Origin of the sequence: Pseudomonas sp. W3I7, assembly GCF_030816095.1 — a bacterium.
GTDB lineage: Bacteria > Pseudomonadota > Gammaproteobacteria > Pseudomonadales > Pseudomonadaceae > Aquipseudomonas > Aquipseudomonas salomonii.
Genome location: NZ_JAUSXP010000001.1, coordinates 1,103,265 through 1,128,357 on the forward strand (window position 1 = coordinate 1,103,265; position 25,093 = coordinate 1,128,357).

Genomic DNA, 25,093 nt, shown 5'->3' on the forward strand with positions numbered 1-25,093 from the left:
GCCACTCTGCAATGGCCACGATTTCAACCCGTCTCGACCCCGCGCCTGCTGCGCCAAAGTCTGCCGAGCAAGCGCCAGGGCATTTCAGCAACGATGCTCCGGTGCAGCACGGTGGCTTTGGCAAAACCTTGCGCATTTTCTGGAACATGCTGTTCAACAAACCACGTAGCACGCGCCCGGTAGGCAAGATCCCGGTGCAACCGCTGACGCGTGAGCAACTGTTGGCGGCGCCCGATCACAGTGTGTATCGCCTGGGGCATTCCACCGTGCTGCTGAAAATGCGCGGCAAGTTCTGGGTCACCGACCCGGTGTTTGCCGAACGTGCCTCGCCTTTCAGTTGGGCCGGGCCAAAGCGCTTTCATCAGCCGCCTATCAGTCTTGAAGAGTTGCCGCCACTGGAAGCGGTGATCCTGTCCCACAATCACTACGACCACCTTGACCGCAACGCGGTGATCCAACTGGCCGACAAGACCCGCTATTTTCTCGCGCCGCTGGGCGTGGGCGACACGCTGGTCAAGTGGGGTGTGGATGCCAGCAAAGTCCGGCAACTGGATTGGTGGGCAGGCACCGAGGTCGAGGGCATCCGTTTTATTGCTACACCGGCCCAGCATTTTTCCGGGCGTGGCCTGTTTGATGGCAACCAGACCTTGTGGTGTTCCTGGGTGATGATCGACGGCGCGCGGCGGATCTTTTTCAGCGGTGACACCGGTTATTTCGACGGTTTCAAACGCATCGGCGAACAATACGGCCCGTTTGATCTGACGCTGATGGAAACAGGTGCTTACAACGTCGACTGGCCCCATGTGCATATGCAGCCTGAGCAAACCCTGCAAGCGCACATCGACCTCAAAGGCCGTTGGTTGCTGCCGATCCACAACGGCACCTTCGACCTGGCCTTCCACGCCTGGCACGAACCGTTCGACCGCATCATGGCCCTGGCCTGGGAGCGCAATGTGTCGATCACCACGCCGGCGATGGGGCAGGCGTTCAGCCTGAACCAGCCGGAGCGCGGGCATGCGTGGTGGCTGGAGGTGGAAACTCAAGGTGTAAAAGAACACGCCGCGGGTTGAAGCATTGCAGACTGGAAAAGGATTTTCAGGGTGTTTCAGGGCTGCGACAAACGCCAGATAAGGGTGCGATGATCCCGCGCAATTAATTGTCGGGGATCGGGTATTGATGGAAAAAAACTGTAGGGAACATTGGCGGTTGGGCAGCCTGTGTCGCCCGGAGCTTTCCTTGCTTGTGGCCGGGGACGGGGGCTGTGTGAAGTCCGAGCCCGCCCCTGCCAAACCCGAGAACCTGAGCCCCGCAGGTATTGTGTTCGGCGCCGCGCACGCGGTGGGCGTTGCGCCCATTCCCGGCTATAACGCGCCGGCACTGCCGGCAAAACCCGCGCGCGATCCCGCGTTATCACTCACGGCTTTAAGCGGTATCGACCCCACTGGGCCAGTGATGGTGGAAGTGCCCCTGGTGCTGAATAACACCCGCTTCGCGGCTAGCCAGTTGCTATCGGGCTGGCGTATCGGCTTTGCTGACCGCTATGTGAAGGGTGAGCACCGCGAAGGCGTCGCGCACAGCGAAGCCTTGTGCGCAGCCTTCGACATCCTGCGCCAGGCCGGTGCGCAACTGGTGCCGGTGGACGCGCGTCGCGAAGACCACTCCCTGCAATTTACCCTGCAAAGCAATGAAATAGATGAGCTGGTGACTGCACATCGCTTGGATGCGCTGGTGTCTGACAGCGAGAGCGTCGCCTTTCACCGTGCTTGCGTCAGCGGCTATCCCTCACTTTGCGAACCCTTGGGGGACGGGGCGACGCTGTGGTTTTACGGCGCGCAGTGGTCGCGTGATGCATTGCCGCTATTGGTGCGTGCCTTTCGCCAGATCAGCGCCTGCGCGCCAGGGCGCGCGTAACAGCCACGGAGTGTACAGAACGCTCCTACGATGTGCGTGGAGGTTGCCTGAAGGTCTTGAGCAACTGGGGTTCTTAGAATGGCGGACTTTATCCCGCATGATTTTTGAACTCAGGAGAGACCTTTATGACGGTTGCTTACGGCGTGTATTCGATCATCCGACAGGCCGCGCAAACCGTGTCGGCGCAGCCCCTGGCTGAGGAACCGGCAGCGCCGAAACCCGTGGCGCCAGGGGTTGAATACGCCAGCGTTCTCGAATTGGGCGAACACATGGCTCGGCCGCAGGGGCTCACGTCGGTCGATCTGGTGAATTTCCTGCAAGAGCGCATCCGCACGCTCGACCCTCAATTGCGCTCTGTCATCGAACTCAACCCTGAGGCACTCGAGGCCGCGCGCGAGCTGGACCGTGAACGCGCGAGTGGCAAGGTGCGCGGCCCGCTGCATGGCATCCCCGTTTTGCTCAAAGACACCATCGAAACCACAGGTATGCAAACCAGTGCAGGTGCCTTCGGGCTGGTGGGGATGGCGGCCGACAGGAATGCCCCGCTTGTGGATTACCTGATCAAGCAAGGTGCGGTGATCCTGGGTAAAACCAATATGACCGAACTGGCAGGCTTTCGCGGTGGCCCCGATGGCTGGAGTAGTCGGGGCGGGCAAACACGTAACCCTCACCACCCGCAGGCCGACGTCGGCGGCTCCAGCTCAGGCTCTGCCGCAGCGATAGCGGCCGGGTTGGCACCCTTGGCGGTCGGTGCGGAAACCAATGGTTCGATCATCGTGCCGGCGGCGCTCAACGGGGTGGTGGGGCTCAAACCCAGCGTCGGCCTGCTGGATCGCAATGGGATTATTCCCGCCAGCCCACGGCAAGACACACCTGGCCCCATGGCGCGCTCGGTGTATGACGTGGCATTGATGCTCAATGCCATGTCGGGCCATGACCCACGCGACCCCGAAAGCCAAGGGGCGCCGCAAGGTATCGACTACACCGCACTGCTGGTGCCAGGTGTATTGAAGGGTAAACGTATTGGCTATCCTGCGACGTTTACGGCCAACGGTGGAAGCTTGACGGTGAAAAACAGTGTGCAATTTGACAAGACACTGGAAGTGCTCCGTGAGCAGGGTGCCATTCTGGTGCCGATCAACTTGCGGCTGGCAGATGCTTCACGTTATGACGAGTTGCTGCTCTCGGACGTGAAAGAAGCATTCAATGCCTACTTGGCCAAGCGTCCCGGCCTGCCGGTCAAATCACTGGCAGAGTTGATCGCCTTCAACCAGGACCGTGATGGAACGGAATCGGATCACCAGCCGGTACTTGAGGACGTCAACGCCTCCCACCTCACACCGCAACAACGCAAGACGCTGTGGGAGGCGCTTATCCAGGATTTTCGCAGCACCATCGACGACCCGATCAAAGCGCAAAACCTGGATGCCATGGTGTCGGACTTCGAAACCAACAGCTATTTCGGGGTTGCCGCCGCAGGTTACCCTGGGCTCACCGTGCCTTCGGGGACAACTGAGGAGGGCTTGCCGACCGGCGCCTACTTCTTCGGCACCCGCTGGGCCGAACCCACCCTGTTGGCGGTGGCTTATGGGTACGAGCAGGCGGCCCAGGCGGGCACAAGACCTGGGTTTTAACGGCTCACGGCGCAGTGCACGTCCGAGCGATTACACTCAATGCCAAGGAGGGCATGCATGGCTTACAAAGTTCACATTCTCGGCGCTGCTGGCGCTGGTACTTCAACCCTGGGCCAGGCCCTGGCCAAACGCCTGGGCGTCGCCTATTTCGACTCCGACTATTTCTACTGGCAACAAACATCAGAGCCTTTCACGGTCGCCCGGCCCAAGGGTGAACGCATCCGCCTGTTGCAGGAACAGAGTGCCGGCCTTGAGGGCTGGGTACTTTCCGGTTCACTCTGTGGCTGGGGCGATGCCATGATCGCGCAGTTCACCCATGTGGTGTTCCTGCGCCTGGACCCACTCGTACGGCTCAAACGCTTGCAACTGCGCGAAGTGCAACGCTACGGCGAGCAGATTCTGGAAGGCGGCAGCCGCCACGCCAACAGCGTCGCATTCCTGGCCTGGGCCGCTCGTTACGATGGCGGCAACCACAGCCTACGCAGCCTGCGCCGGCATGAAAGCTGGTTGAAACCGCTGACCTGCCCGGTGATCCGGTTGGACTCTACGCACCATTCGGCTGAGGCGTTGGTGAGTCATTTGATGCCGCTGCTGAGCCCATCAACCGCGAGATGAGGCCCGGTGCGGCGGGCTCGGCTGGGGCGGCCTCAAACCTGCGTGCGCTCATCCCCCAGCCCGGCGCAAACCCTGGAAAAAACACCAGGCCTTCAGCCTCCAGCCGGAACGCGAGGGCTAACCGAGCTTGATCCTCCACCTCACCCAGGCTTTCAAAGCGCTGAACCACCTCCACCGCCAAACCGGCCTGACGGGCCAGGTCTTCACGGCTCCAGCCCAGCATCACGCGGGCCTGTGCGCTGTGTTTGGCGGTGAATTGGTGCAGGACGATCTGCTGTTCTACGAAAGAGCTCATTGCCAGAGAGGACATGGGGTTTCTCCAGGTTCGACGGGGGAAGGCAAACTATACTGTGTTTTTGTACAGTTGTTTGCGCCGTTCATCAACTGGATTTTTTTGATGGCTGCCAAGCGAGCCATTACTCCAACCCCGGTGCCTCACGAATGATCAAGTGGTCCAGGTTCTCGATATTGGCGCTGAACACCCCGAATGTCTGCTCGGGGTTCTTCTTGCTGGGCACCTGTTTGAGCGCCGGCGTCACGCCGTAAAAGAAACAATACAAAGCCCGTTCACTACTGGCTGCCGCCTTGATCTGCTCCAGGAACGCCGTGCGCTTGCGGTAGTTCTCGATGAGTTTTTTGCTCAGGTAGACATTGACTGAATAAGGTTTTTTGTCGAGCCACACCTTTTTTTCGAAGTCGATACGAAAGCTGCTGGTGTAATCCTTGATCGCTTTGATCTTGCCCCAGTAGATCAGGCCTTTGTTGTCCTGCAGGTATTCGATCTTCTTGAAGAACGTCCAGTAGGTAGCAGAGTGCTCGCCAATCTTCAGCGGCATGGACTTGAGCTTGTCCTTGTCGTCGATATTCGACACATAGCACTCGACCGGGTGTGCGAAGACGCTGGTTTTGTCCGGGGTTGTGTCACTGGTGACGTGGGATGAACGGGTACTTGTCGAAGGCGCCTTCGCTGAATCTTGTGGGACGCTTCCCTCGCTGCCGACAAGTGCAGTGTTGCGCTGGTACTGACGCCGGGTCAGTACAAATTCCGATGGGAAGTTGTCCTCGCGCTCGTCGTCGCTTTCACCCGTTGCCGTCTTATGCGTGCTGGCATAGCGGCAGCCGTCGATATGCCGGGTGCTGGTTTTGTTTTTGAAGTGGGGCGTGCGCTGATAGTTGACGTTTTTCGCGTTGAAGGTGCTCAGCGTATTGCCCGTTTCGAATGCTGCGCGGCAGTCATCGTTGGGGCACAGGAAGCTGTCCTTGTCGGAGTCGAAGTCGGCGGTTTCGTCGAAATTCAGGTCTCGAACGTCGTAGATCGACAGCTTGTCGTCGAGACTCAGGCTGTAGGCCGTGTCGAATTTCATGGGGCTCGGGTCCGTGAGATGAATAGCTGGATACTACGCAAATATCAGACATTACTGAGAGCAAAATGTGGGAGCAGGCAACCCAGCTCCCACATTAGATAAGCGGCGTGCCAGCGACACGTCGTCCGCTTAAGAAACACAGGCTTCCACCGATAGCCGTCAATGCACCCAACGCATAGAACATGCTGGTCGGCGCAGCGTTGATCAGCAAATAGCCGCAAATCACCGGGCTCATCGCTCCGCCAAACGCCGCCAGGTTTTGTGCGCCGTAGTAACTGCCGCGCAATGCGTCGGGGGCGATGGTGTCGATAAACAGGAATTCCGACGGGTAAATGATCATCTCGCCCAGGGTAAACACGAACATCGCCAGGCACCACGTGAGCAGGCTGTGAGCCTGGCTGAAACCGACCAGCCCGGCAATGAACAGCAACGTGCCCAGCACGATCCAGTAGCGCAACTGTTCGCGCTTGAGAAACCGGCCAATCTGGTACTGCATCACAATCACGGTGATGGCGTTGCAGGCCAGCACTGCCGACAGAATCTTCAGCGCCTCGGCAGGTTTGTAGGCCACCAGCAGAAACTGCGACAGATACAGGGTGTAGCGCCCGTGGACAATGGTGCTCAACAGGCTGCCACTGGTGAACAGGATCAGCGTGCGGTCACTGCGCAAAGTGCGCAGGGTGCTGAGGAAGCTCAAGGGTTTGTGGCTGTCATCGCGTTGGGTCGGTGGGATGCCGATCATCAGGAACAGGCTGCCAAACGCAATGGCGCTGGCGATCACAAACGGCGCCAGTGGCATATGCCCTGCAATCACTACGCCGATCATCGGCCCAGTGGCGTAGCCGACGTTGGTCAGGGTGTAACGCAGGGAAAACACCTTGGCGCGATCACCCACCGGCAGGTTCTCGCTGATGATGGCTTTGGAGCCAATCAGGAACAGCGCCGAGGCGGCTTCGGTAATCACCAGGGTCAGGGTGGTGAGATAGAGGTTGCTGGCAAACGTCAGCAACAGAAAACCGATGGAGCTGGAGAGCATGGCGAGGATCAACAGCTTGCGCTTTTCCAGGCGGTCGATGATGTAGCCGCCATACAGGCCCAGCAACGTGGCGATAAACACGGCAATGCCCATCAACAGGCCGATGTCCTGCTGGTTGAGGCCCAGTCGGGTACTCAAGAGCAAGGCCAGCAAGGGGCTGGTCATGGCGCGGCTGACCACAATGGTCACCGAGCAGATCATCAGGCGGCGGATTACCAGGGAGTAGGTGGCCACGATGGGGGCGAGCGTCCTTGTTATTGCGTCAAGACAACACAGATCAACTGTGAAAACAGCTCAACTGTGAACACAGAGCTAATGTGGGAGCTGGCTTGCCTGCGATGGCGGTGGGTCAGCTTGAATATTGTTCACTGGCCCACCGCCATCGCAGGCAAGCCAGCTCCCACATTTTTAGATCGTGTATTTACTGGCCGGCATTGATGGAGATTTTTTCCAACGCACCCTGCTCCAGATCCCACTTCTTCAGGATCTTGCCGTACGTGCCATCATCTATCATGCCCTGCAACGCCTCACTGATCGCCGTGACCAACTCAGTGTTGCTCTTCTCAATCCCCAGCCCCGTGAACTGCTTGGAAATCGCCAGCCCGACCGGCTTGTACTTGCCCTTATCCAGCGACATCAAATAAGGAATCGTCTCGCTGCCCTGCATCGCCGCATCCAGACGGTTCTGCTGCAACTGCGCCCGCGCATCTGCCGAGCCTTCGGTGCCGATCACCACGATGGCTGGCTTACCGGCTGCTTCGCAGTTTGCCTTGCTCCACGCGGCAATTTCCGACGGCCAGGTAGTACGGCGGCTGGTGCCGACTTTTTTACCGCACAGGTCAGTCAACTCCTTAAGGTCTTCACGCTTGGCCAGGGTGTACAACTGCGGGCCGCTGGTGAAGTAGTCGATGAAGGTCACGGACTTCTGGCGTTCGGCGGTGTCGCTCATGCCCGACAGCACAATGTCGACGCGCTTGGTGGTCAGGCCGCTGAGCATCTGCTCGAAGCCGGTTTCCTGCCACTTGATCTTCACGCCCAGGCGCTCGGCCAGGGCATTGCCCAGGTCGAAATCCAGGCCCGTGAGCTTGTTGGTGGCGGTGTCCTTGAAATCCATCGGCGGGTAGTTCGGCACGATGGCCGCGCTGATCTCACCCTTGTCCTTGATTGCCGCCGGCAATGCCGCGAACACAAACGTGGAGGCCATCAGGCCTGCGAGCAACGTGGGGATAAACAATTTTTTCATGGGGGCGTTCTCGTTAGTTTTTTAGTTAAGTGCGAACGGCAGAAATAAAGCTTTGGGTACGCGGGTTTTGTGGGCTTATTAGAATTTCTTCAGGGCTGCCGGCTTCCACAATCTGGCCGGCATCCATAAACACCATGCGGTTGGAGACTTCGCGGGCGAAGCCCAGCTCATGGGTGACCACGATCATGGTCATGCCGGTGGTGGCCAAGTCGCGCATCACCGACAGCACTTCGCCTACCAGCTCCGGGTCGAGGGCTGACGTGGGTTCGTCAAACAGCATCAACTTGGGGCGCATCGCCAATGCACGGGCAATAGCCACACGCTGTTGCTGGCCGCCAGACAATTCCACCGGGTAGGCATTGCGCTTGTCCGCCAGACCCACGCGGGCCAGCAACTCCAGCGCGTCTTCGATGGCTTCCTTGGGCGAGCGCTTGAGCACCTGCACCGGGCCTTCGATGATGTTCTGCAACACGGTCATATGCGGGAACAAATTGAAACGCTGGAACACCATGCCGGTGGCCAGGCGCTGGCGGGCAATCTGCGATTCATTCATCTCATGCAGTTTGTTGCCGACCACTCGGTAACCGACCAGCTCGCCGTCGACCCACAGGCCGCCCTTGTCGATTTTTTCCAGCTGGTTGACGCAACGCAGCAGCGTGCTTTTGCCCGAACCGGACGGGCCGATGATGCACATCACTTCGCCTTGCTCGACCTCGATATTGATGTCGCGCAGCGCGTGATACTGGTCGTAATACTTGTTCAGGTTGACGGCCTTGACGATGCTTCTCATGGGGCAAATCTCCTCAACCCAAACTTACGAACGCTTGCCGGCGCCGCGGGCAAAACGACGCTCGAGGCGGCTTTGACCAAATGAAAGAACAGTCACCACCGCCAGGTACCAGATACCGGCCACAATCAGCAGCTCCATGACCCGCGCGTTGGCGTAGTAGATGTTTTGTGCGTTGTGCAGCAGCTCCGAGTACTGGATCACACTCGCCAGGCTGGTCATTTTCACCATGCTGATGAACTCGTTGCCTACAGGTGGAATGATCACCCGCATGGCCTGCGGCAGAATGATCCTACGCAGTGCTTGCAAGCTCGGCATGCCGATGGACTTGGCGGCTTCATACTGGCCCGTGTCGACCGAGAGCAAACCGGCGCGCACCACTTCGGCGGTGTACGCGCCCTGGTTGATGCTGAGGCCGAGCAGGGCGGCTACAAACGGGGTCATCAGGTCAACGGTGTCGATGCTGAACACGCCGGGAATTGCGATCACCGGGAAAATCAGCGCCAGGTTGAACCACAACAGCAGTTGCAGAATCAGCGGCGTGCCCCGGAACAGCCAGGTGTAAGTGATAGCCACATAACGCAGGATCGGGTTGGCCGACATGCGCATGATCGCCGTGATCACCCCGATCACCACGCCCAGCGCCATCGCCAGGATCGACATGACGATGGTGTTGACCAGGCCCCAGAGGATGGCTTCAGACGTGAGGAACTGGCCGATGTAGGACCATTCGATCTGCCCATTGGCAAATGCGCGCAACAATGCGGCCAGGGCGATCACGATCAACGTGGCAAAAAACATCCGTCCGTAATACCGCCGCGGCACGTGCTCGTACTGGGTGATATCGAACTGGTTCTCGGACAACTTGCGCTCGGCTTCCAAGCGCTCCGCCGGGGTTTGGTTCATGCTGTTACTCCACTGCTGTACTCGATCCAACTGTTAAAACACGGTCCAAATGTGGGAGCTGGCTTGCCTGTGAAAGCGCCAGCAAACTCACCAAAAAAGCCCAGGCTTAAATCCGAAACCCCTGATAACCCTCAACCCACTTCTGCTGCTCAGCCAACGCCAGCTTCAACCGCCCAATCTGCTCCCGAACCCGCTCCGGCGCCGTGCCACCCCAACCACTGCGCGCCGCAATCGCCGCCTCCAATGTCAGGCACTCACGCACCTGCGGCAACAACCGAGCATCCACCTGCGCCAACATTGCCGGCGAGGCTTCCCACAGCTCAATTTCATGCTGCTCACAGGCCTGCACCAACGCGCCGGTAATCTCATGCGCCTCTTTAAACGGCACACCGCGAGTGGCCAACCAATCCGCCACCTCGGTCGCCAAGGTGAAGCCCATCGGTGCCTGGCGTCGCAGTTCTTCAACCTGCACCTGCATGGTCGCCACCATCCCGGCCATCGCCGGCAGCACCAGCAGCAAGGTGTCGACGCTGTCCAACACGCTGTGTTTGTCTTCACTCAAATCGCGGTTGTACGACAGCGGCAAGGATTTGAGCGTCGACATCAACCCGGTCAGGTTGCCAATCAAACGTCCAGCCTTGCCCCGCGCCAATTCGGCAATGTCCGGGTTCTTTTTCTGCGGCATGATCGAGCTGCCGGTGGCGTAAGCATCGTCCAGCACCACCCAGCGAAACTGGCGCGACGACCACAGGCAAAACTCCTCCGACAGCCGCGAAATATTTACCCCGAGCATGCCCGCCACGAATAGAAACTCCGCCACATGGTCACGGCTGGCGACAGCATCGATGGAGTTTTCGCACGGCCCGGTGTAGCCCATTTCCTTGGCCGAATGCTCCGGCTGGCGTGCAATGGCAGAACCGGCCATCGCCGCCGCACCCAACGGCGACAACGCCGTGCGCGCATCCCAATCCACAAGACGCTGCACATCACGCAACATCGACTGCGCATGGGCGAGCAAGTGATGGGCAAACACAATCGGTTGCGCCTGCTGCAAATGGGTGAAGCCTGGGCAAATGCTGTCGATGTGTTGCTCGGCCTGCTCCACCAGCGCCTGCTGCAAACCCAGCACCTCGCTGGTAATGGTGCGCGCATGGTCGCGCAGGAACAGGCGCAGGTCGTTGGCCGTTTGGTCGTTACGCGAACGCCCGGCGCGCAACTTGCCGCCCAAGGCGCCCAGGCGCTCGGTCAAGACGCGTTCGATAAAGGTGTGTACGTCCTCGTCATCCAGGGTCGGATGCAGGCGCCCGACGGCGAAATCGTCACCGATACGGTCCAGGGCTTCGAGGGTGCGCAAGGTCTCCGACTCATCCAGCAAACCGGCGCGCTGCAATTCACGGGCATGGGCGCGGGAGCCGGCCAGGTCGTAGGGCGTCAGGCGGAAATAGCGCTCGGGGCAGCGGGACAACGCCGCCAAGGCAGCAGACGGACCGGTCTTGAAACGAGCGCCCCAAAGGCGATCGGTGGGCTGGGACATCGGTATTCCTCACGCTTGTTTTTAGAAGAGTCGGAGGCAGTAAAAATAAGATTTCAACTAGACTGAACCAGCGTCTGACGCGCCGTATTCAAGGTTGCCAAGGGCGGATGTTTATGTTCATTATCGCCGCCTGGCTATGTTCAAGGATTGGGTTGAAGCCTGTTGAATATGGCACTTGAGGTCAACGCGTATTATGGAAACCCCACTTTCCACTTCTGGAAACATACCGCCCAAACCCGGTACACGACCTCCCCTGCAACTGAGCGGGCTGGACTTCAAACTGCTGCGCGTGTTCATGGCCGTGGTCGAAGCCGGCGGCTTCAGCGCCGCGCAAAACGAGCTGAATGTGGGCCTGGCGGCCATCAGCAAACAGATCTCCGACCTTGAAATTCGCATCGGCATGCGCCTGTGCACACGGGGCCGCGAAGGGTTCGGCCTGACCGAAGAAGGCAAGTTGGTGTATCAAGCGTCCATCGAGTTATTTACCTCGGTAGACAGTTTTCGCGACAAGCTTAGTTCGGCGCAAAACGAGCTGATTGGCGACCTTAGTGTCGGCGTTATTGATAACACCGTGTCCGACGTTAATTCCCCGCTAATAACCGCGCTGGGGAAATTACACAGCGAGTCGCCGAAAATTAGATTGCGCCTGCATGCCTCGCAACTCGACGAAGTTGAACGCGGCGTGGTGGAAGGCCGCCTGATCGTCGGCATCGTCCCGGTGTACCAGCGCCGTGAAGAATTCGACTACTTCCCCCTCTACGAAGAAAAAGCCCACGCCTACTGCGCCGTAGGACACCCGCTGTTCAACGCGAGCGACATCACCCCCGACGTGCTGCGCCAATACGAAGTGGTCAACCACCGGTACGCGATCCACCGCGACAAAGCCAACTTCGTCACCTACGACAGCCAGTCCGCCTCGGCCTCACAGGTGGAAGCCGTCGCCATCCTGGTCCTCACTGGCCGCTTCTTAGGGTTTTTGCCGGAACACTACGCCGCGTCGCTGGTAAGGGAAGGGCGCTTGCGTGTGCTGTGCCCGGAACAAGTCCACCTGAGCACGGCATTTAACCTGATCCTGCGCCACAACGCGCCGAGAAGCCCGATGGTAAAAGCGTTTGCAACAGCGCTTGGTGTGGACCTGAAGACGCCAGCCTAAGCCTCAACAAAGCTCAAATGTGGGAGCTGTCGAGCCCCAGCGAGGCTGCGAAGGGATCGCCTCGGTCAACCTGCCGAACCCATTTACCTGCATCACCTCTCAGTAAGCCATTAACGTTTTTGGTGCGAAGAGTGAATTTTTTATCAAATTCAAATGCTCTTTGGCGTTTTCGTGAATGCAGGGTATGACCAGCGGTTCGACCCGTAACGAAATGTATATCCCGTTGACATATCCAGGCTGTGGTGTAGCGTTGCGATATTAAATGATCACTAGAGGTAGGCCATCATGGACCAAGGTTCTGTATTCCAAAGCAACCGCAGCCAAGCGGTACGTTTGCCAAAAGCTGCTGCCATGCCGGACGACGTAAAGCGCGTAGATGTCATCTCTATTGGAAGAGCCAGAATCATTACTCCCGCAGGTGAGTCATGGGACAGCTGGTTTGATGGCGAGGGCGTCACGCCTGACTTCATGACAGACCGCGAGCAACCAGCGGAACAAGAGCGGGAATCTTTTTAATGCTCAAGTTCATGCTGGATACCAACATTTGCATCTTCACCATCAAAAACAAACCCCAACAGGTGCGCGAAACCTTCAAAAGGCACCATGGCCAATTGGGCATTAGTACAGTGACCCTGATGGAGTTGATTTACGGTGCCGAAAAGTCGGCTAACCCGGAGCGAAACCTAGCCGACGTAGAAGGGTTTGCTGCGCGCCTGGAGGTATTAAAATACGACCAGGACGCCGCGATACATACAGGTCAGCTTCGCGCAGAGCTGGCTAGAGCGGGTACTCCGATAGGTCCCTATGACCAGATGATCGCCGGGCATGCCCGTTCGCAGGGTCTGATTTTGGTCACGAATAATCGACGCGAGTTCGATCGCGTGCCAGGCTTGCGGGTAGAAGACTGGGTATGAGCTGACCTCTTGGCACCCATGCTAAGTGCGCTAACCAGCCTAACGCCAATCAATCTGTGGGAGCTCTCGAGCCCCAGCGAGGCAGCGATGGGATCGACTCGGTTTCCCCGCCGACCCCACCCACCCACATCACCGCTGCAACTTGCCCTGCTTCTTCTTCGAATGAAAATGCCGAAAATGCGCATCCTGCGCCGCCGCCAACAACTCCCGATCGCCACGCGTATCGCCCCAGGCCCGTAGCCGATACTCGCCCAAATCCCCATACACCGCCTCAAGGCGCAGCACCTTGTTCTCACAGCGGCAATTATTCCCCGTGAGCTTGCCCGTCAACACCCCGTCGACCACCTCAAGCTCAGTGCCGATCAACTTGATCCCCAGCCGATTCGCAAACGGCTGCAACACCAACGCCGGCGACGCCGAACACAGCGTCACCACCGCCCCGGACTTCACCTCATCTTCCACCGACTGCAAGCCCTTGGGGCGCATTAACTTGGTCCAATAGCGCTGGCAATACGCCTCAGCCTGCTGCTGCACCCACGCCTTCTCCACGCCCGTCATAAAGGTGCGGATCAACTGCGCCTTCAACTCATCCCGGCTGATCTGCTGCAGCAAAAAGCGCAGCCCCGGCACGGCGAGTTTGACCATCCGGCCGTAAAACTCGCCGGGGCCGAAGGCGAATTTGAGGAAGGGCACGAAACTGTCGTGGTGGGTGAGGGTGCCGTCGAAGTCAAAGACGGAGAGTACTTTGGCGTCGATGGGGCCGGCTTCGAGCATGTCTGGGTTCACGGGTTGGCCTCGGTCCTATCTAGTATTTTTTGAGCGTTCATCAGGTGTGACCACTGGAGTTTACTCCCGTGCCAATCTTCCGACTTTGGAGTAAAGCCCTTCAGTGAAAGCCTCCCGATCACTCGACCGGTGACAACGCTGATGGCAATTGGGGCACAAGGCTACAGCATTGGTCGTGCGATCCGAACCCTTCTGGGCGAGGTGCTTGACGTGATGTACTTCAAGAAATGGCGAACCATCGACCTCGAAAGGTGCGTTAGAGCCGCAGCCTTCGCAGATGCCGTTGGCTTCTTTTAGTACCCAGGCGCGTACCTTTGGATCGCGGACAAAGGTGGTGCTGATGGTCGACACTTTCTGCGGGTTGGCGATGCCATCCGGTAGCTTTTGAAAAGGTTGCTGCTGCAGTTTGGATGCGCGGCGGATAAGCGTTTGCTCATCTGCCGTTTGGGCTGCGTCTTCGGATTCGAATACACCCTGCGCGGCAAGCGCTTGGCGGATGCGTTGCTCCACGCCCGTACCCACGTTCTTTGCAGGCTTATAGCCTTCGATACGGTCCCAGCCCATACGCACAAGCACGGTGGAGATGTTTTGCATGCGAAATTCAATGGAACCCTTCGCACGGCCTGCCACCGGGCCTTCGCGCAGGAGGCGGTTTTCGAGGGCTTTGTTAAAAGGCTGGCCGTTTTTCTCCCAGGCCAACATCTTCAGGTACGCCTCGACCGCCGCTGCCAATTCCGAGTCGCTCCAGTCCGTTTTGTCTTTCGCAATATCCATACAGCCGCCGAGGGTAGAAAACCCTCGGACGATACTGAGTAGCCTTTATTGCGTCTACGAAATTTCCTACGAGTAGGTGGGACTTACCGCTCGCTTGCGTCAGTACATTCGCTGCTTTATTCGGAAAACTTGGGTGAGCTTTCGCCACCATGGAGTCTTTACGGATTCCCTCCGGTACGTCCGGTTAACCAGTAGATACGGCATATCCCGAAGCCTTATCCAGCCTTCATCTTGCCAATGCAGCAGGTTCAACGACATCTCCGGCCAGTCCAGCATGCTCAGCAACGGTCGCTCCACCGATCGTGGCTGGTGCTCGTCCCTCAACGTTGGAACCACTTCATGAGTGAGCCAGCTACGTAGCAGGCGATTTCCTGGTGTGTAGTGGTAGACCAACAACGCGTAAGCACCGGATTCGCTAATCATCAGCATTTCTTCCGGTTGACCATGAAATAGCAGCTTGACGGTTCTTCGTTGGTCTTCATCGAGCTTGCGAGTCGTGCGCTCATCTAAGAACCACCCCATCAAACGTCCAAGGTCACGGGCACAGAACCACGCTTGGCCCTCTAGAAGGAGGGCATGTAATTGAAGATTATGACGAGTAAAAACTAAGGCGATTGAAAGCTCGGATGTGAGCATACCTTCAGCGTTAGGCAAGTTGAGTAGATATTGGCTAGACACTTCCTATGACCTCTACGTGATTTAAAGAAGGGTGGGAACCCCAACGTAGAGAGCGGGTTTTAAGAAGCTCCAACTTGCTTGGCCTCGATACAGTATTCAATCCGCATGATTAGCCATGCGATTTCTTGACTGTGTGAGTGAGGCTAGCAGCTACGTTGGGCGTTTCTTAGGCACCGGTAGACGAGGCTACTTAGCATCCAAATTCGTATCAACCTTTCTATGGATGATTTTGGTGTAAGACGGCTCCTATACAGATCAAGGGGCATAAAAAAGCCCTGAACAATTCAGGGCTTCTTAATGTTGCGAGGCTTAGGAATCAATCCCAGCTCAGCGCGCCGCCGGTCTGGTACTCGATCACACGAGTCTCAAAGAAATTCTTCTCTTTCTTCAAGTCCATGATCTCGCTCATCCACGGGAACGGGTTAGTCGTCCCTGGGTATTCTTCTTTAAGACCAATCTGCGACAAACGACGGTTAGCAATAAACTTCAGATAATCCTCCATCATCGCCGCATTCATGCCGAGAACACCGCGCGGCATGGTATCGCGCGCATATTCAATCTCCAGCTGCGTCCCCTGCAGAATCATCTGAGTCGCTTCTTCCTTCATCTCGGCATCCCACAAGTGCGGGTTTTCGATTTTGATCTGGTTGATCACGTCGATACCAAAGTTCAGGTGCATCGACTCATCCCGCAGGATGTACTGGAACTGCTCGGCCACGCCGGTCATTTTGTTGCGACGGCCCATGGACAGGATCTGGGTGAAGCCGCAGTAGAAGAAGATGCCTTCCAGGACGCAGTAGTAGGCGACCAGGTTGCGCAGCAGTTCTTTGTCGGTTTCGACGGTGCCGGTTTCGAACTTCGGATCGGAGATCGAACGGGTGTACTTCAGGCCCCAAGCCGCTTTCTTAGCGACCGATGGAATCTCGTGGTACATGTTGAAGATCTCGCCTTCATCCATGGCCAGCGATTCGATGCAGTACTGGTAGGCGTGGGTGTGGATCGCTTCTTCGAAGGCCTGGCGCAGGATGTATTGGCGGCACTCCGGGTTGGTGATCAGGCGGTACACGGCCAGTACCAGGTTGTTGGCAACCAGGGAGTCGGCGGTGGAGAAGAAGCCGAGGTTGCGCATGACGATGCGGCGTTCGTCGTCGGTCAGGCCTTCGGGGTTTTTCCACAGGGCGATGTCGGCGGTCATGTTGACCTCTTGCGGCATCCAGTGGTTGGCGCAGCCGTCGAGGTACTTTTGCCAGGCCCAGTCGTACTTGAAGGGTACGAGTTGGTTGAGGTCGGCGCGGCAGTTGATCATGCGCTTTTCGTCGACGGCGACGCGGGCGGCGGAGCCTTCGAGTTCGGCGAGGCCTTCGGCGACGTCGAGTTTGTCCAGGGCGGCCTTGGCGCGCACGATGGCGGCGGAGTCACTGGCGGTGACGGCGCGGGCTTCGATGGCGGCGGCGGCGCCAGCACCGTCGAGGCGGTCCATGTTGGCTTCGGTGGCGTGGCCGGCGTTGGCGCCTTTGGCGGCTACTTCGCCTTCTTCTTCTTTGTCGAATTCGTCCCAGCTCAGCATGACGTGTCGTCTCCTGCGTGAGGGCTCAAAGGTGCCCGTGTGAAACCGGATGGTTGGGTGTTCACACGGCCCAGAGGCCGCGGTGGATCTTAAGGAATCGTTTGTTGCAACAGCTCGCGCAGGCAATTAAACGGAATAGGGTTACGGGTTCTGCTTGAGGCTTGAGGTGCGCAGCAACAGATGCAGGCTCGCGCGGAGGCCCCAGGTCTGGCTCTTCATCCCAGTGTAAAGGGATATTGCAGGCCCGATTTACCCGCGCATTATAGGGAAAAAATCGGCTTTGTGTTGCGGCGGATGGTCACGATGCAGGGCCAAAATGCTGTGGTTTTCGGCCAGAGCGTGTGTTTGCAAGGCTTTGCTGGGGTAGGAATTTTTTGACGGGCGGTGGGATAGTTTTTGTAGGGCTGTGGGAGGGGTAATTGAGGAGGGCTGTAGGGGGTGTGTTTGGCTGGGATCGCCATCGCAGGCAAGCCAGCTCCCACATTGGGGTGGCGGTGGGCCAGAGGGCGGTTCTTGGCCGCAAGAACGATTTCTTGCGGCGACCAAGATCCGGGTTTAAATCTTTCTGAAAAAGTTATTACCCGTTAGAGCAACCATTGCCCATCACTTGATAATTAAGAATATGCCGCTGACCTTGTGAGTCTTCATATTCCATTTGTACCGGTACAACGTTGCAGACATCCGGGATGTTGCTCATGGACAATACTTTGGCCACATCCAAGTGTGTGCTGTAAGTGTAGTCTTCAACTATTGGTGGGTTCTGTCCGGCCAGCTCAGTCGGGGCTTCGTCGGCCAGGGCGGCGGTGGCGCACAAGCTGCTGAGGGCCAAAACTACTAACGCTTTCATTTCTGTATTTACCTTCTTCAGGGCGAAAGGGGTCACGGGGCCCTTATGAGGCCACGTGTGTAACTATAAAATTGGGAAGTTCGGATTAACGTTGCCTTGGTGGGGGCTGTTACGGTGTTAATCACGTTGCCTTGTTGGCGGAGTTGATTTTAGGCCTGCGGCTTATATTCATATACCCGTGCTTTTGATAAACACTATTGGCGGTTTTTGTAACAATCCCGTGGTAAAGGTTTTTTCATCCGGCGCCAAAGCCGCGCAGGCCGTGGGCCAGAGCCCTGAAAGGGCATAGCAGGGCAATTTGTAGGGGCTTGTTACTACCATCGTCGAATGGTTCTATGGGGGCGCCCCGGCTACAACAGGGGCCATACAACAACAACTATGTCACCGAGGTAAGAAAGATGAGTGCGGCTTCCCTGTACCCCGTTCGCCCCGAAGTAGCAGCCAACACGCTGACCGACGAGGCGACCTACAAGGCCATGTACCAGCAGTCGGTGGTCAACCCCGATGGCTTCTGGCGCGAGCAAGCCAAGCGCCTTGACTGGGTCAAGCCTTTCACTGCGGTCAAGCAGACCTCTTTCGACGACCACCATGTCGACATCAAATGGTTCGCCGACGGCACCCTCAACGTTTCCTACAACTGCCTGGACCGCCACCTCGCCGAGCGTGGTGATCAGGCGGCGATCATTTGGGAGGGTGATGACCCTTCCGAAAGCCGCACCATCACCTACCGCGAGCTGCATGAAGAAGTCTGCAAGTTCGCCAACGCCCTGCGCGGCCAGGATGTGCATCGCGGCGACGTGGTGACTATCTATATGCCGATGATCCCCGAAGCCGTGGTCGCCATGTTGGCCTGTACCCGCATCGGTGCGATTCACTCCGTGGTATTTGGCGGTTTTTCACCGGAAGCCCTGGCCGGTCGCATCATCGACTGTAAGTCGAAGGTGGTGATCACCGCCGACGAAGGCATTCGCGCCGGTAAGAAGATTCCGCTGAAGGCCAACGTCGACGACGCGCTGACCAACCCGGAAACCAGCAGCATCCAGAAAGTCATCGTGTGCAAGCGCACCAATGGCCACATCAAGTGGAACCAGCATCGCGACATCTGGTACGAAGACCTGATGAAAGTGGCGGGCACTGTGTGTGCGCCAAAAGAGATGGGCGCCGAAGAAGCGCTGTTCATCCTTTACACCTCGGGCTCCACCGGCAAGCCTAAAGGCGTGCAGCACACCACCGGCGGCTACTTGCTGTACGCCGCCCTGACCCACGAGCGTGTGTTCGACTATCGCCCGGGCGAAATCTACTGGTGCACCGCCGACGTCGGCTGGGTCACCGGCCACACCTATATCGTCTACGGCCCGCTGGCCAATGGCGCGACCACGCTGCTGTTTGAAGGCGTGCCGAACTACCCGGATATCACGCGGGTGGGCAAGATCGTCGACAAGCACAAGGTCAATATCCTCTACACCGCACCGACTGCGATCCGCGCGATGATGGCTTCGGGCACCGCTGCTTGTGAAGGTGTGGATGGCAGCAGCCTGCGCTTGCTCGGTTCGGTGGGTGAGCCGATCAACCCGGAAGCCTGGGACTGGTACTACAAGAACGTCGGCCAATCCCGTTGCCCGATCGTCGACACCTGGTGGCAAACCGAAACCGGCGCCACCTTGATGAGCCCGCTGCCGGGTGCCCACGCACTCAAGCCGGGTTCGGCGGCACGCCCGTTCTTCGGTGTGGTGCCGGCGCTGGTGGACAACCTCGGTAACATCATCGAGGGCGCTGCCGAAGGCAACCTGGTGATCCTCGATTCGTGGCCGGGCCAGGCGCGCACGCTGTATGGCGACCATGACCGTTTTGTCGACACCTACTTCAAGACCTTCCGTGGCATGTATTTCACCGGCGACGGTGCGCGCCGTGATGAAGACGGCTACTGGTGGATCACCGGGCGGGTGGACGACGTGTTGAACGTGTCCGGCCACCGTATGGGCACTGCCGAGATTGAAAGCGCGATGGTTGCGCACCCGAAAGTCGCCGAAGCGGCGGTGGTCGGTGTGCCCCATGACATCAAGGGGCAGGGCATCTATGTGTATGTCACGCTCAAGAATGGTGAAGAGCCAAACGAAGCGCTGCGCCTGGAACTGAAAAACTGGGTGCGCAAAGAGATCGGGCCGATTGCCTCGCCGGATGTGATCCAGTGGGCGCCGGGCTTGCCGAAGACACGTTCGGGGAAAATCATGCGCCGGATTCTGCGCAAGATTGCCACGGCCGAGTATGACGGGTTGGGGGATATCTCCACCCTGGCCGACCCAGGTGTAGTGGCGCATTTGATTGAGACGCACAAGACCATGAACGTCGCGTAAGGCGGGCTGGGTCAGATAAAGCCCCGTTCGGCGTGAGCCGGGTGGGGCTTTTTTGTGGGTCTCGAAGACGATGGAAATCCCCTGTGGGAGCGGGCTTGCTCGCGAATGCGGTCGGTCAGCTACCTATCTGCTCACTGATCCACCGCATTCGCGAGCAAGCCCGCTCCCACATTTTGAATGTATTTCAGGGCGGATGAAGGTGGTGTCTGACGGCCCGGCATCACCACCAAGCCAATAAATATCGGTTTCTTTCGTAGGAGGTTTCTGAATGTTACCGTCCAGCCTAAATGTGTAACCCCACGCCCAATCCTGAGGCAATGTGCTACGCCCGCGCCCCGAAAACCCGCGTTTTAGACACCCTCACAAATAAGATTAAACGCCAGACTTGCCGTGCTAGAAGGGTTTGCGAATAATAGGCCCGCAATTTGCAGCATCAACAGGTTTAATATCTTTTGTCTCTGCATAAAATTCAGAGGCTGTCAATGTGCTGGAACCGCTTTCTCGGTGCTTCTGTAAATTGTTGTCGCATTGAGGAAATATCGGCTTCCGGCCTGTCGTTAGAATGCCGATCACTCGCTCGTCGTCTCCTGTATCAATTCGGGGTAGGACGCAGCACCGCTATTCGGTTTCACTTAAGTCGCATCGTGGGCCACGGCTCATTCTGCTTTTTGCCCTATACCGATGGAGTCCCAAGATGAAGAAACTTGTGCTGTTGGGCGCCCTGGCGCTGTCCGTGCTGTCCATGCAGGCCTTCGCTGATGAAAAGCCTCTGAAAATTGGTATCGAAGCGGCTTACCCTCCGTTTGCCTCGAAGGCGCCGGATGGCAGCATCGTCGGTTTTGACTACGACATCGGTAACGCGCTGTGCGCCGAGATGAAGGTCAAGTGCGTATGGGTCGAGCAGGAATTCGACGGCCTGATCCCTGCGCTCAAAGTGCGCAAGATCGACGCGATCCTGTCGTCCATGTCCATCACTGAAGACCGCAAGAAGTCCGTGGACTTCACCAACCGCTACTACCTGAGCCCAGCGCAGCTGGTGATGAAGGAAGGCACCACCGTCAGCGACAGCCTGGATGAACTCAAAGGCAAGAAAATCGGCGTGCAACGCGGTTCGATCCATGATCGTTTCGCCAAGGAAGTCCTGGCCCCTAAAGGCGTCACGGTTGTGCCTTACAGCTCGCAGAACGAAATCTACCTGGACGTGGAAGCCGGTCGCCTCGATGGCACCGTGGCTGACGCTACCCTGCTGCAAGACGGCTTCCTGAAAACCCCGGCCGGTAAAGGCTACGCGTTCGTGGGCCCACAGTTCACCGACGCCAAGTACTTCGGTGACGGCATCGGTATCGCTGTGCGTAAAGGCGACAAGGCCGAGCTGGACAAGATCAACGCTGCGATTGCCGCGATCCGTGCCAACGGCGAATACAAGAAAATCCAGGACAAATACTTCGACTTCGATATTTACGGCGCTGACCCTAAGTAACTCGTCGCAGCTGTCTGTCCAGAATGGCGCAAGCAACAGAAGATTCTGAAGTTTGCGCCATTTTTTCATCCCCCTTTTCGAGGACCTGAATCATGTTGAACGGCTACGGGGCTGTCATCCTCGATGGCGCATGGTTGACGCTTCAGCTCGCCTTGTCGTCCATGGCCTTGGCCATTGTTCTGGGTCTGATCGGGGTCGCGTTACGCCTGTCGCCGGTGCGCTGGTTGGCTTGGCTGGGTGACTTGTACTCCACGGTGATCCGCGGGATCCCCGACCTGGTGCTGATTCTGCTGATTTTCTACGGCGGCCAGGACTTGTTAAACCGCGTCGCGCCGATGCTTGGCTATGACGACTATATCGACTTGAACCCCTTGGCCGCCGGTATCGGCACCCTGGGTTTCATCTTTGGCGCCTACCTCTCGGAAACTTTCCGTGGCGCCTTCATGGCCATTCCCAAGGGCCAGGCCGAGGCCGGCCTTGCGTATGGCATGAGCAGTTTCCAGGTGTTTTTCCGGGTGATGGTGCCGCAGATGATTCGGCTGGCGATCCCTGGGTTCACCAACAACTGGCTGGTACTCACCAAGGCTACCGCGCTGATCTCGGTGGTGGGCCTGCAAGACATGATGTTCAAGGCCAAACAGGCGGCAGACGCCACCCGTGAGCCTTTTACCTTCTTCCTCGCAGTGGCGGCGATGTACCTGGTGATCACCAGCGTGTCGTTGCTGGCCCTGCGTTATCTCGAGAAGCGCTACTCGGTAGGCGTAAGGGCGGCTGATCTATGATCTTCGACTACAACGTCATCTGGGAAGCCATGCCGCTGTACCTTGGCGGCCTGGTAACCACCCTGAAACTGCTGGCCATCTCGCTGTTCTTCGGCCTGCTTGCTGCCTTGCCCCTGGGCTTGATGCGCGTGTCCAAGCAGCCGGTCATCAACGGTGCGGCCTGGCTCTACACCTACGTGATCCGCGGCACGCCGATGCTGGTGCAGCTGTTTTTGATTTACTACGGCCTGGCGCAATTCGAAGCCGTGCGCGAAAGCTTCCTGTGGCCGCTGCTGTCGAGCGCCACGTTCTGCGCGTGCCTGGCGTTTGCGATCAACACCAGCGCCTACACCGCCGAAATCATCGCCGGCAGCCTCAAGGCCACGCCGAACGGTGAGATCGAAGCGGCCAAGGCCATGGGCATGTCGCGCTACAAGCTGTACCGCCGCATCCTGCTGCCGTCGGCCCTGCGCCGGGCGCTGCCGCAGTACAGCAACGAAGTGATCATGATGCTGCAAACCACCAGCCTGGCGTCCATCGTCACCTTGATCGACATCACCGGTGCTGCACGCACCGTGAACGCCCAGTACTACTTGCCGTTCGAAGCCTATATCACCGCCGGCGTGTTCTACCTGTGCCTGACCTTTATCCTGGTGCGCCTGTTCAAGTTGGCCGAGCGCCGCTGGCTGAGCTACCTGGCTCCACGGAAGCACTGATATGGAACGTATCGATCACCTGTTGCCCTGGGGCCACCTGGGGTGTGAACGCCAACTGAGCGTATTTCGTTTCGGCAGTGGCGAGCGCAAGGCCTACATCCAGGCCAGCCTGCACGCCGACGAATTGCCGGGCATGCGCGCGGCGTGGGAGCTGAAAAAGCGCCTCACCGAACTGGAACAGCAAGGCGCGCTTAACGGCGTGATCGAGCTGGTGCCGGTGGCCAACCCGATGGGCCTGGGCCAGTTGCTGCAAGGCAGCCACCAGGGGCGTTTCGAAGTCGGCAGCGGCAAGAACTTCAACCGTGATTTCGTCGAGCTGAGCGCGCCGGTTGCCGAGTTGCTCAAGGGCAAGCTGGGCGATGACCCGCACGCCAATGTGCGCATGATCCGCCAGGCGATGACCGACGCACTCAACGCACTGCCCGCGCCGAGCAGCCAGCTGCAAGGCATGCAGCGCATCTTGCTGAGCCACGCCTGCACCGCCGATATCGTCCTTGACCTGCATTGCGACGCCGAAGCCGCGTTGCACATGTATGCGTTGCCCCAGCACTGGCCGCAGTGGCGCTCGTTGTCGGCGCATTTGAATGTGAAAGTCGGCCTGCTGGCGGAAGACTCCGGCGGCAGTTCGTTTGATGAGGCCTGCTCGCTGCCGTGGTTGCGTCTGTCGCAGGCGTTCCCCGAGGCACAGGTTCCGCTGGCGTGCCTGGCGACTACCCTGGAATTGGGCGGCCAGGCCGACACCGGCCGTGATGAAGCGATTTTCCACGCCGAGGGCATCCTTGCGTTCCTGGCCGAGCAGGGCTTGATCACCGGCCAATGGCCGGCGCCGCAATACGACGCGTGCGAAGGCCTGCCCTTCGAAGGCACCGAGTTGCTGTTTGCGCCCCATGCCGGTGTGATCAGTTACCTGCGTAAAGCCGGTGACCGGGTAGAAGCGGGCGATGAGATTTTTGAAGTGATTGACCCTCTGACCGACCGCGTCAGCATTGTCTGCGCGGGGACGTCCGGGGTGTTGTTTGCCGTTGAACGGCTACGTTATGCCCAAGCGGGTTTCTGGCTGGCCAAGGTGGCGGGGCGCGAAGCGCTGCGTCACGGGCGCTTGCTCAACGACTGACCACCTGTTTTTGTGAGAACCGACCGCATGTACAAACTTGAAGTCCAAGACCTGCATAAACGCTATGGCAGTCATGAAGTGCTCAAAGGCGTGTCCCTGGCCGCCGCGGCCGGTGATGTGATCAGCATCATCGGTTCCAGTGGTTCGGGCAAAAGTACCTTTTTGCGCTGCATCAACCTGCTGGAGCAACCCCACGCCGGCAAGATTCTGCTCAATAACGAAGAGCTGAAACTGGTGGCCAACAAGGACGGCGCCATGAAGGCCGCCGACCCTAAACAATTGCAGCGCATGCGTTCGCGCCTGTCCATGGTGTTCCAGCATTTCAACCTGTGGTCGCACATGACCGCGCTGGAAAACGTGATGGAAGCGCCGGTGCATGTGCTGGGCATGTCGAAAAAAGACGCGCGTGAGAAGGCCGAGCATTACCTGGCCAAGGTCGGCGTGGGCCATCGTAAGGATGCGTTCCCCGGCCACATGTCCGGTGGTGAGCAGCAGCGCGTGGCCATTGCCCGTGCCCTGGCGATGGAACCGGAGGTGATGCTGTTCGACGAACCCACCTCGGCCCTCGACCCGGAGCTGGTGGGCGAAGTGCTCAAGGTGATGCAGGACCTGGCCCAGGAAGGCCGCACCATGGTGGTGGTGACCCACGAAATGGGCTTTGCCCGTGAAGTGTCGAATCAGTTGGTGTTTTTGCACAAAGGCATCGTTGAAGAACGGGGTAACCCGCGTGAAGTGCTGGTGAACCCGCAGTCCGAGCGGTTGCAGCAGTTCCTTTCGGGTAGCTTGAAATAATCAAGACTGCTTTTATGCACCGAGTTAGTGCATGCTGCGCAGCTTTAAGGTTGGCCTCGATCCCCTGTGGGAGCTGGCTTGCCTGCGATAGCGGTGGGTCAGTTTGCCTCTCTGGCACAGACACGCC

At 58.3% G+C, this 25,093-nt stretch carries 25 protein-coding genes; 13 read left to right on the forward strand and 12 right to left on the reverse strand.

Going from position 1 to position 25,093, the window contains the following annotated elements; genetic code table 11:
* Window positions 1–11 precede the first annotated feature (11 nt).
* The 4 genes from QF043_RS05230 to QF043_RS05245 all read left to right on the forward strand — a co-directional run bounded on the left by QF043_RS05230 (window position 12) and on the right by QF043_RS05245 (window position 4,160).
* Complete coding sequence (locus tag QF043_RS05230) at window positions 12–1,070, forward strand: MBL fold metallo-hydrolase (RefSeq protein ID WP_307417728.1); 1,059 nt, start codon at window positions 12–14, stop codon at window positions 1,068–1,070.
* 193 nt (window positions 1,071–1,263) lie between these two features.
* The gene (locus QF043_RS05235) at window positions 1,264–1,911 is read left to right on the forward strand and encodes a hypothetical protein (RefSeq protein ID WP_307417729.1); all 648 of its coding nucleotides are present in this window, start codon (window positions 1,264–1,266) and stop codon (window positions 1,909–1,911) included.
* 125 nt (window positions 1,912–2,036) lie between these two features.
* On the forward strand, window positions 2,037–3,545 hold the full coding sequence (locus QF043_RS05240) for an amidase family protein (protein WP_307417731.1): 1,509 nt from the start codon (window positions 2,037–2,039) through the stop codon (window positions 3,543–3,545).
* Window positions 3,546–3,602: 57 nt separating this feature from the next.
* Complete coding sequence (locus QF043_RS05245; RefSeq protein ID WP_307417732.1) at window positions 3,603–4,160, forward strand: AAA family ATPase; 558 nt, start codon at window positions 3,603–3,605, stop codon at window positions 4,158–4,160.
* On the opposite strand, the gene QF043_RS05250 is transcribed toward QF043_RS05245, so the two are convergent.
* The 7 genes from QF043_RS05250 to argH all read right to left on the reverse strand — a co-directional run bounded on the left by QF043_RS05250 (window position 4,090) and on the right by argH (window position 11,030).
* Window positions 4,090–4,470 (reverse strand): transcriptional regulator, encoded by a 381-nt coding sequence (locus QF043_RS05250; protein WP_081321533.1) that lies wholly within the window; start codon window positions 4,468–4,470, stop codon window positions 4,090–4,092. The two genes, QF043_RS05245 and QF043_RS05250, sit on opposite strands and share 71 nt — an antisense overlap.
* A 106-nt stretch (window positions 4,471–4,576) precedes the next feature.
* Window positions 4,577–5,524, reverse strand: coding sequence for a hypothetical protein (locus tag QF043_RS05255; RefSeq protein WP_307417733.1), 948 nt, complete (start codon window positions 5,522–5,524; stop codon window positions 4,577–4,579).
* 94 nt (window positions 5,525–5,618) lie between these two features.
* Entirely contained in the window at window positions 5,619–6,794 is a 1,176-nt protein-coding gene (locus QF043_RS05260; RefSeq protein ID WP_307417734.1) for an MFS transporter, read from the reverse strand.
* 187 nt (window positions 6,795–6,981) lie between these two features.
* Window positions 6,982–7,803 carry an ABC transporter substrate-binding protein gene (locus QF043_RS05265; protein WP_307417735.1) on the reverse strand — a complete coding sequence of 274 codons (822 nt, stop codon included), beginning with the start codon at window positions 7,801–7,803 and terminating at the stop codon, window positions 6,982–6,984.
* Between the two features lie 25 nt (window positions 7,804–7,828).
* Entirely contained in the window at window positions 7,829–8,593 is a 765-nt protein-coding gene (locus QF043_RS05270; protein ID WP_017134648.1) for an amino acid ABC transporter ATP-binding protein, read from the reverse strand.
* A 24-nt stretch (window positions 8,594–8,617) separates the two neighbouring features.
* Complete coding sequence (locus QF043_RS05275) at window positions 8,618–9,496, reverse strand: amino acid ABC transporter permease (RefSeq protein WP_078738727.1); 879 nt, start codon at window positions 9,494–9,496, stop codon at window positions 8,618–8,620.
* Window positions 9,497–9,602: 106 nt separating this feature from the next.
* On the reverse strand, window positions 9,603–11,030 hold the full coding sequence (gene argH / locus QF043_RS05280; protein ID WP_307417736.1) for an argininosuccinate lyase: 1,428 nt from the start codon (window positions 11,028–11,030) through the stop codon (window positions 9,603–9,605).
* A gap of 193 nt (window positions 11,031–11,223) precedes the next feature.
* On the opposite strand from argH, the gene QF043_RS05285 reads away from it, so the two are divergent.
* From QF043_RS05285 to vapC, 3 genes are all read left to right on the forward strand, one after another.
* Window positions 11,224–12,183, forward strand: a complete 960-nt coding sequence (locus QF043_RS05285; protein ID WP_307417737.1) for a LysR family transcriptional regulator — start codon at window positions 11,224–11,226, stop codon at window positions 12,181–12,183.
* 285 nt (window positions 12,184–12,468) lie between these two features.
* Window positions 12,469–12,699, forward strand: a complete 231-nt coding sequence (gene vapB / locus QF043_RS05290) for a type II toxin-antitoxin system VapB family antitoxin (RefSeq protein WP_017134652.1) — start codon at window positions 12,469–12,471, stop codon at window positions 12,697–12,699.
* Window positions 12,699–13,097: a tRNA(fMet)-specific endonuclease VapC gene (vapC, locus tag QF043_RS05295; RefSeq protein WP_017134653.1), complete on the forward strand. Its 399-nt coding sequence runs from the start codon at window positions 12,699–12,701 to the stop codon at window positions 13,095–13,097. Before vapB ends, vapC begins: the two co-directional genes overlap by 1 nt.
* Before the next feature lie 129 nt (window positions 13,098–13,226).
* Here vapC and QF043_RS05300 read toward each other — a convergent pair whose 3' ends face one another.
* From QF043_RS05300 to QF043_RS05320, 5 genes are all read right to left on the reverse strand, one after another.
* Window positions 13,227–13,871: an HAD-IB family hydrolase gene (locus tag QF043_RS05300; protein ID WP_138815354.1), complete on the reverse strand. Its 645-nt coding sequence runs from the start codon at window positions 13,869–13,871 to the stop codon at window positions 13,227–13,229.
* A 72-nt stretch (window positions 13,872–13,943) separates the two neighbouring features.
* Entirely contained in the window at window positions 13,944–14,657 is a 714-nt protein-coding gene (locus QF043_RS05305) for an HNH endonuclease (protein ID WP_307417739.1), read from the reverse strand.
* A gap of 99 nt (window positions 14,658–14,756) precedes the next feature.
* Entirely contained in the window at window positions 14,757–15,293 is a 537-nt protein-coding gene (locus tag QF043_RS05310; protein WP_307421310.1) for a Bro-N domain-containing protein, read from the reverse strand.
* Between the two features lie 358 nt (window positions 15,294–15,651).
* Window positions 15,652–16,902, reverse strand: a complete 1,251-nt coding sequence (locus tag QF043_RS05315) for a ribonucleotide-diphosphate reductase subunit beta (protein WP_032879817.1) — start codon at window positions 16,900–16,902, stop codon at window positions 15,652–15,654.
* A 577-nt stretch (window positions 16,903–17,479) separates the two neighbouring features.
* Window positions 17,480–17,749: a DUF2790 domain-containing protein gene (locus QF043_RS05320; RefSeq protein WP_058422476.1), complete on the reverse strand. Its 270-nt coding sequence runs from the start codon at window positions 17,747–17,749 to the stop codon at window positions 17,480–17,482.
* A 398-nt stretch (window positions 17,750–18,147) separates the two neighbouring features.
* Here QF043_RS05320 and acs point away from each other — a divergent pair, with 398 nt between their 5' ends.
* The 6 genes from acs (at window position 18,148) to QF043_RS05350 (ending at window position 24,966) form a co-directional block, all read left to right on the forward strand.
* Window positions 18,148–20,103 carry an acetate--CoA ligase gene (gene acs, locus QF043_RS05325; RefSeq protein WP_065929366.1) on the forward strand — a complete coding sequence of 652 codons (1,956 nt, stop codon included), beginning with the start codon at window positions 18,148–18,150 and terminating at the stop codon, window positions 20,101–20,103.
* 694 nt (window positions 20,104–20,797) lie between these two features.
* The gene (locus tag QF043_RS05330) at window positions 20,798–21,583 is read left to right on the forward strand and encodes an ABC transporter substrate-binding protein (RefSeq protein ID WP_017138432.1); all 786 of its coding nucleotides are present in this window, start codon (window positions 20,798–20,800) and stop codon (window positions 21,581–21,583) included.
* A gap of 92 nt (window positions 21,584–21,675) precedes the next feature.
* Window positions 21,676–22,365: an ABC transporter permease gene (locus QF043_RS05335; protein WP_017138431.1), complete on the forward strand. Its 690-nt coding sequence runs from the start codon at window positions 21,676–21,678 to the stop codon at window positions 22,363–22,365.
* The gene (locus tag QF043_RS05340) at window positions 22,362–23,060 is read left to right on the forward strand and encodes an ABC transporter permease (RefSeq protein WP_099548200.1); all 699 of its coding nucleotides are present in this window, start codon (window positions 22,362–22,364) and stop codon (window positions 23,058–23,060) included. The genes QF043_RS05335 and QF043_RS05340 overlap by 4 nt, the downstream gene beginning before the upstream one ends.
* A 1-nt stretch (window position 23,061) precedes the next feature.
* Window positions 23,062–24,174, forward strand: coding sequence for a succinylglutamate desuccinylase/aspartoacylase family protein (locus QF043_RS05345; protein WP_177023588.1), 1,113 nt, complete (start codon window positions 23,062–23,064; stop codon window positions 24,172–24,174).
* 27 nt (window positions 24,175–24,201) lie between these two features.
* A complete protein-coding gene (locus QF043_RS05350; RefSeq protein ID WP_003214336.1) occupies window positions 24,202–24,966 on the forward strand; it encodes an ABC transporter ATP-binding protein in 765 nt (254 codons plus the stop codon).
* The last annotated feature ends 127 nt before the right edge of the window (window positions 24,967–25,093 follow it).